Raw genomic sequence first — 6,704 nt, forward strand, 5'->3', positions numbered from 1 at the left:
GACCACGGTAGTCAGTAAAAATTAACAAGAATGAAAAGTACTATTGTCAGCTTTTTGTATCATAAAAATACTCACAATAGCCAAATATCCAATTTTATTTAAATAATCCATGAATTTATTCAATTATCAAAAATGAAAAAATCACTGTTTTGTCTTTGCTTGTTACTGACTTGCCTAATAGGTTTCTCTCAGAAAAAAGCGAAAAAAAATAAACAATCAGCTGAACAAACTACGGTGAAAGCCCGTCGTTTGGAAGTGTTATTCCTCGGTGATAATGGCCATCATAAACCGATAGACCGCGTACCAACGTTGATGGAGGCTCTAGGGAATAAAGGTATCAACATTACTTATACTGATAAATTAGAAGACATCAATACGACTAATTTGAATAAGTTTGATGCCTTGCTGATTTATGCCAACTGGGATAATATCACTCCTGATGCTGAGAAAGCACTCTTAGCCTATGTGGCTTCTGGAAAAGGAATTTTGCCAATACACTGTGCGTCTTTCTGTTTTAGAAATTCGCCTGAGTATGTTAAGATGGTAGGTGGACAGTTCTGGCGCCACACGATGGATACTATCCGAGCGAATATTGTTCAACCTAATAGTCCAATTTTAAAAGATATTTCAGGTATCAAAGCCTTCGATGAAACGTATTTGCATAGCCAATTACAGCCTGACAACAATGTTTTGATGACGCGTGACATCAAAGCTGACCAAACAAAAGACCGTCCAGATGCTAAAACTGAACCTTACACTTGGACTCGCCAATACGGAAAAGGAAAAGTATTTTATACAGCCTACGGACATGACGAACGTACATGGACTAATCCTGATTTCTTAAAACTATTAGAAAACGGAATTATTTGGGCTGTTGATGAACAAGCACAGGCTGCTCATGCTGCCCTTCACCCTGAAGCTTTTTCATATAGCCCAGCAAAGTTACCTAACTACGAAAAACGCCCTGACCCACAATTGCTACAAGCAGCTCTTTCTCCAGAAGAATCTGTTAAGCATATACAAGTACCCGTTGATTTTAATTTAGAAGTTTTTGCCCACGAGCCTAATGTAATGCACCCAATTGCTATGTCTTGGGATGAGCGTGGGCGTTTGTATGTACTAATCACCAAAGATTACCCTAACGAACGCAAAGACACTGGGGGTAGTGACTATATCTTAATTTGTGAAGACACCGACAAAGATGGTAAAGCTGATAAATTCACTCGTTTTGCAGAAGGTCTAAGTATTCCTACAGGTTTAGTCTTTGCCAATGGTGGCGTTATTGTAGCTCAAGCACCACACATGCTATTTTTGAAAGATACCGATGGTGACGACAAAGCCGATGAAAAGAAAATTTTGTTCTCTGGTTTTGGCACTTCTGATACGCATGCAGGGCCATCAAACTTGCATTATGGTTTTGATAACTGGATTTGGGGTTGCGTAGGATATGCAGGGTTTCAAGGGAAATTTGCCGAAAAAGATTCCGTTAAATTCGCTCAAGGATTCTTTAGATTCAAAGCCGACGGTTCTGATTTTGAACATATCACTAGCACTTCAAATAATACTTGGGGGTTTGCTTTCAATGAAACTGGCGATGTTTTTGGTTCTACTGCCAACAATTCACATGGCTGGTATATGGCTATTCCGCATAGAAATATTTTAGCACCTTTATCAAACAATGGTAGCCGAAGCACGGATACGCATAAAGATATGAAAACCATTACACCAAGAATTCGTCAGGTAGATGTTTTTGGTGGATATACTGCGGCGGCTGGTCATAACTTTTATACGGCTAGAGCTTTCCCGAAAAACTACTGGAACAAAACGGCTTTTGTTTGTGAACCTACTGGACACGTAGTGCACCAGAATGTAATGACAAAGAATGGTACAGATTACAGTGATGTAGAAGGTTTTAACCTTTTGGCAGGTGCCGATGAATGGGTATCGCCAGTATTTGCGGAGGTAGGACCAGACGGTGCCGTTTGGATTGCTGATTGGTATTCTTTCATCATCCAACATAACCCAAAACCAAATGGTTTTGAAATGGGTAAAGGAAATGCTTATGAAACTGATTTGAGAAATTATACGCACGGTAGAATTTACCGTGTAAGTTATAAAGAAGCTCCTAACTATACTCCTTTGAGTTTATCGAAAGACCGTCCACAAGAATTGTTAGTGGCACTCAAGAACACGAATATGTTCTGGAGAATGAATGCTCAGCGTATGTTAGTTGAACGTGGACAAAAAGACATTGTGCCAGCGTTGATTGAAATCACAAAAGACCAATCTTTAGACGAAGCAGGCATTAATCCTAGTGTAATTCATGCTTTGCGTACGTTAGAAGGATTAGGCGTAATAAACGACCCAGCAGTACAACAAGCGTTGGTTGCTAGTTTATCACATCCATGTTCAGGTGTTCGTAAAACTGCTGTACAAATTTTACCACGCAATGAGGCTTCTGTGAAAATATTGTTGAACAATAACCTCTTGAATGACAAAGAACCTTTAGTGGTATTAAATACATTGTTGGCTTTATCAGAAATGCCTTTGACAGCAGAATCTGAGAAAGTTTTGTTAGCTAGATTAGAGCAATCAACTGAGGTAAACGACCGTTGGTTACCTGATGCCTTTGCGTCTGTATTGACTAGTCACAATCAAGTTTTGCTTAAAAAATATTTGCAGACTCTTTCAAAAAGTGCATCTACGACAAAAGCAAAAACAGATGCTATGCCTGCTCATCACGACCATGCGGCCATGATGCAAAATGAGAAAGCTTCTGCTACTAAGTCTACTAGCAACAAGCCTGACTTAGTAATTGGTAAAATCAACTTTATGCCTGCTAATCCTGCATTAGGTGAAAATACTTTATTCAACATCGAAGTGAAAAACCAAGGTGGTGTAGCTTTAGCTCAAGGAGAAGTTATTAATCTTAATATCAGAATTGAAGGAGTAGGTAGAAAATTCGACTTGGTAAGCCATACATTTAATGCAGGTATTCCAGCAGGCGAAAGCGTAAACATCGATAAATATAATAACGGTGCATGGACTGGCAATTTAGGGCTAACATCTGACATGGCAGGCACTTATACTATCTCTGTAGAAGTAGACAAAACAAATATCATTGCTGAAGATAACGAGAAGAATAATGCTTATAGCCAAAAATTGACTTTCAATGCTCCGAAGAGTATGTCGAACTACGCTATCGAAAAAGCAGTGAAAAACTATGCTAACGTTTCCTCTCCTGATTCTGTGGTGGCTTTATTGAAACTAAGCCAAAAATTAGATGAAACAAGTGCTGCTTCATTGATTAAAGGAGTGGCTGATGGCTGGAACTATCGAAAAAAATCACAGGTAAAAGATAGCGATAAGGCTTTCTTGGCAAGTTTAAGCAAAACACTTTCTCCTGACAACAAAGCTAAATTAGCACGCTTATTCCAAGTGTGGGAAGTAAAAGAAGAAGTGGTAGATGCCAACAAGGTGGTGATTGTGATAAAGTCTGTGAAGGAAGAAATGAAGTTTGATAAAAAGGAATTCACGGTAAAGGCAGGCACGAAGGTTGAATTGGTTTTTGAAAACCCTGATGCCATGCAACATAACTTGGTCATTGGTAAACCAAAATCGTTAGAAATCATTGGAAAGGCAGCGAATAAAATGATTACACAAAAGGATGCTTTAGATAAAAACTATGTACCTAACATTCCTCAAATCATTGCTTCAACGCCTTTGGTTAACCCAGAAGAATCATATCGTCTGACATTCACAGTACCAGAACAAATAGGAGATTATCCATTTGTATGTACTTTCCCAGGGCACTGGAGCATCATGAACGGCATAATGAAAGTAGTAAAATAATTTTTTTGATTGAAAATAATTAGTGAAACCTCCACATGTATTTTGTGGAGGTTTTTTGTTGTATCACCGCACCGTAGCACGACTTTCCAAGTCGTGACGCTTCTTGTTATATATTACAAATGCTACGAGTTGGAAACTCGTGCTACAGACTTATTATTCAAACTTAGCAAATGAATAACCCTTAGCTTTCAACACCTGAATCAGTTCATCTAGCATATCATAAAACTTATCTTTCCTTTCTGGCGAAACGCCTATGTGGGTCAATAAGATAAATCCATTCAAGCCTTTAGCTTCACTTGCTTCATATTCTAATATCCGTTGAAATATTTGCTCTGAAGACTTATAATTAGGCATTTCTGGCGTAGTATAATCAGCATTAGAAGAAGTCCCAGCAGTATAATTAACAAGGGTAAGTCCAGCTTGTTTTGTCCAATCGACAATAGTTTGATTATACCATTCGTAAGGAGGCATAAAATACTGAGCCTGTTTAGCTTGTACACCAAACTTCGCTAAGGCATCATAATTTTGTTGAAGGTCGGTCGTAAATTGCTCTTTATTGATTAAAAGAGAATCGCGGTTTGTCCAAGGTGCATACAACAAATGTTTGTCGGAATGACAACCTACATAATTTTTTTGTGCAATCAATTTCTCAATAGTAGTCTTGAAAGCAGGATTTCTATAAAAATCTCCTGTAAAGAAAAAATTAGCCTTAATATGGTGTTTATCCAATACTTTAGCAATAATCTCACCTCCATCATTAAACTCATGTCCTGTAAAAGCTAGGTAGATTTTCTTCTCATCAGTATTCATTCTAATAATTCCACCTGATTCTTTCTCTGTTTTACTGTTGGTTTGACTCAACCCTTCTTTCTCATAATGCGATAGTAAAAACGACAAGCTAGCAGTACCATCCATCGTTGGTTCGTCAGTAGAATAATCACCATAATCATCATGATAAACTACTAAGTCAGATTGAAACTGCGCATATTCATCTGGTTGATAAAGTGTTATTCCTATCAGCTTATTCCAAATAGAACCATACACAGGGCCATCTACCAAACCGCCATCTATTTTATAATTATATAGATGCGTAAAAGCTGAATGAGGGTCTTGCGGTGATATTCCAGCACTCGGGTAACCACATATCATACTGGTTCCCCAAGGATTACAGCCCAATAGCCAATCTCGCATGGCGGCTTCCATTTCCATATATTTTGTACTCTTTGTAAGTTTTCGGTACAATACCAATTGTGTGATAAGTCCACTTACATAATTGTTTGAACACCAAACAAAGGGAACACCATTCAGAAAAGGAGTATTTTTTCCTCTTTGAAAAACCTTCTCTATCCCACTTTCTAAATATAGTTTAAACTCTTTTGAATAAGTTTTTTGAGTGGTATTTTTGGCTAAGAAGTAATGCCCTAAATTCACAAAGGGATACCACTGATAATGCCTAGCTGTATCCGCACCCATCCAAGGCGTAGTAGGTTCTTGTCGGCCAAATGATGCAGCTTCATCTACAATTTTCCGTTCAGTTAGTACATTAGACAATTGTGTCGCCGCTAATTCCATATCATCCACCCAATTGTCTTCTTCATAAAAATAAGGTGCTCCTCCAGGGGCTGTTTGACTAACCCCTGGGAATTCTTTCCCGAACTGGTAGGCATCTATGGCTTTTTCTTTTAATTGTTTAGCAAATGCTGGATAATACGACTGGAATAATTGATGACCAAGTGCGAAGGCGGAGGCAAACTTACCTACTGTAGAAGATACCCCTGTGGTTCTGTTTTTGTATTTAAACCCTTGTGGCTTACCTGTAATAAAATATACAGGTCTGGCCAAGCCTTGGTTGGTGGCATATTTTGTTAAGTCTTTATTAGGCAATCGCAGACCTCTGTGGTCGCGGTCATCAGCTAGTTGATTATAAAACTCATGTTTGGCGGGATTCATTTTCACCAACCAATCTAATCCCCATTTAGCTTCATCCAATATATCAGGAATGCCATTTTTACCAAGATTTCCCCAAGCATCATGCTTGTCGGTATATACCTCAGGGTTTTCTTGGTAAGCAAACATCATTTGAAAAATAGCATTAGCGGAGGTAGTAACGTATTGAAGGTAATCAGAAGCATCGTGCCAGCCTCCCGATACATCCAGATGCGTAGAATCTTTTTGTTTATCAGGATGATATACGATAAAGCCATCAGCTTTATGGCAAGAGTCTTTCAAGAAAGGATTATATCCACTTCTTTGCTGACGCATATATTTCAGCACAAAATCCGCCGAACCTTCATATACATCAGCATTGATTCGAAATATTGGAGATTTGGTTTGTCCTACTTGAAGATAATAAGTGCCTTGTTGGGTAAATTTTGAAAAGTTAAGTCTAGCAGCGGATTGAAAAGAAGCGTATTTGCCAAATTGTTGTATTTGGCTCGACTGAAAAACTACCTTCTTCGTCAGTACATCAATTAGTGAAAAGCTTGTTACTTTCTCTTCGTTTTTACTTACCCAAACACCCACTTTTTGTGATTGTGGTAAATACCCTACTTGATTAATTCTTATCCAAGCATTTTGAGTAGTTTGACCAATCGTAGTATAACATAAAAAGAAAGTTAAAATGATAAAGTATAGTTTTTTCATGAAGCTTTTTATCTTAAAATTAGCGTATTAATTTCTCAGATTCAAGCTTAAGTAGCGATTAGTAAATTGTGTGATTGGTGATAGTCCTGAATTAAAAAAAATGTTTCATTCTTTTTAATAAATAAATTCTTTTTGACTTTTCAGTAAACATGAGTCATCCCGAATTTTCTCTTGGAAAAGCAAGTTTTAAAAGATTTTAATGTTTTTTG

The 6,704-nt window shown here is 37.8% G+C and carries 2 protein-coding genes; one reads left to right on the forward strand and one right to left on the reverse strand.

Annotation, left to right across the window (positions count from 1 at the left end; genetic code table 11):
• Positions 1 to 132: 132 nt before the first annotated feature.
• Entirely contained in the window at positions 133 to 3,852 is a 3,720-nt protein-coding gene (locus AC07XN_RS06210) for a PVC-type heme-binding CxxCH protein (protein ID WP_494742410.1), read from the forward strand.
• Between the two features lie 153 nt (positions 3,853 to 4,005).
• On the opposite strand, the gene AC07XN_RS06215 is transcribed toward AC07XN_RS06210, so the two are convergent.
• Positions 4,006 to 6,495 carry a bifunctional glycoside hydrolase family 9 protein/polysaccharide deacetylase gene (locus AC07XN_RS06215; protein WP_494742411.1) on the reverse strand — a complete coding sequence of 830 codons (2,490 nt, stop codon included), beginning with the start codon at positions 6,493 to 6,495 and terminating at the stop codon, positions 4,006 to 4,008.
• Positions 6,496 to 6,704: the final 209 nt, after the last annotated feature.

The sequence above is a fragment of the Arcicella sp. GW458-12-2-14-TSB2 genome, from assembly GCF_059423785.1.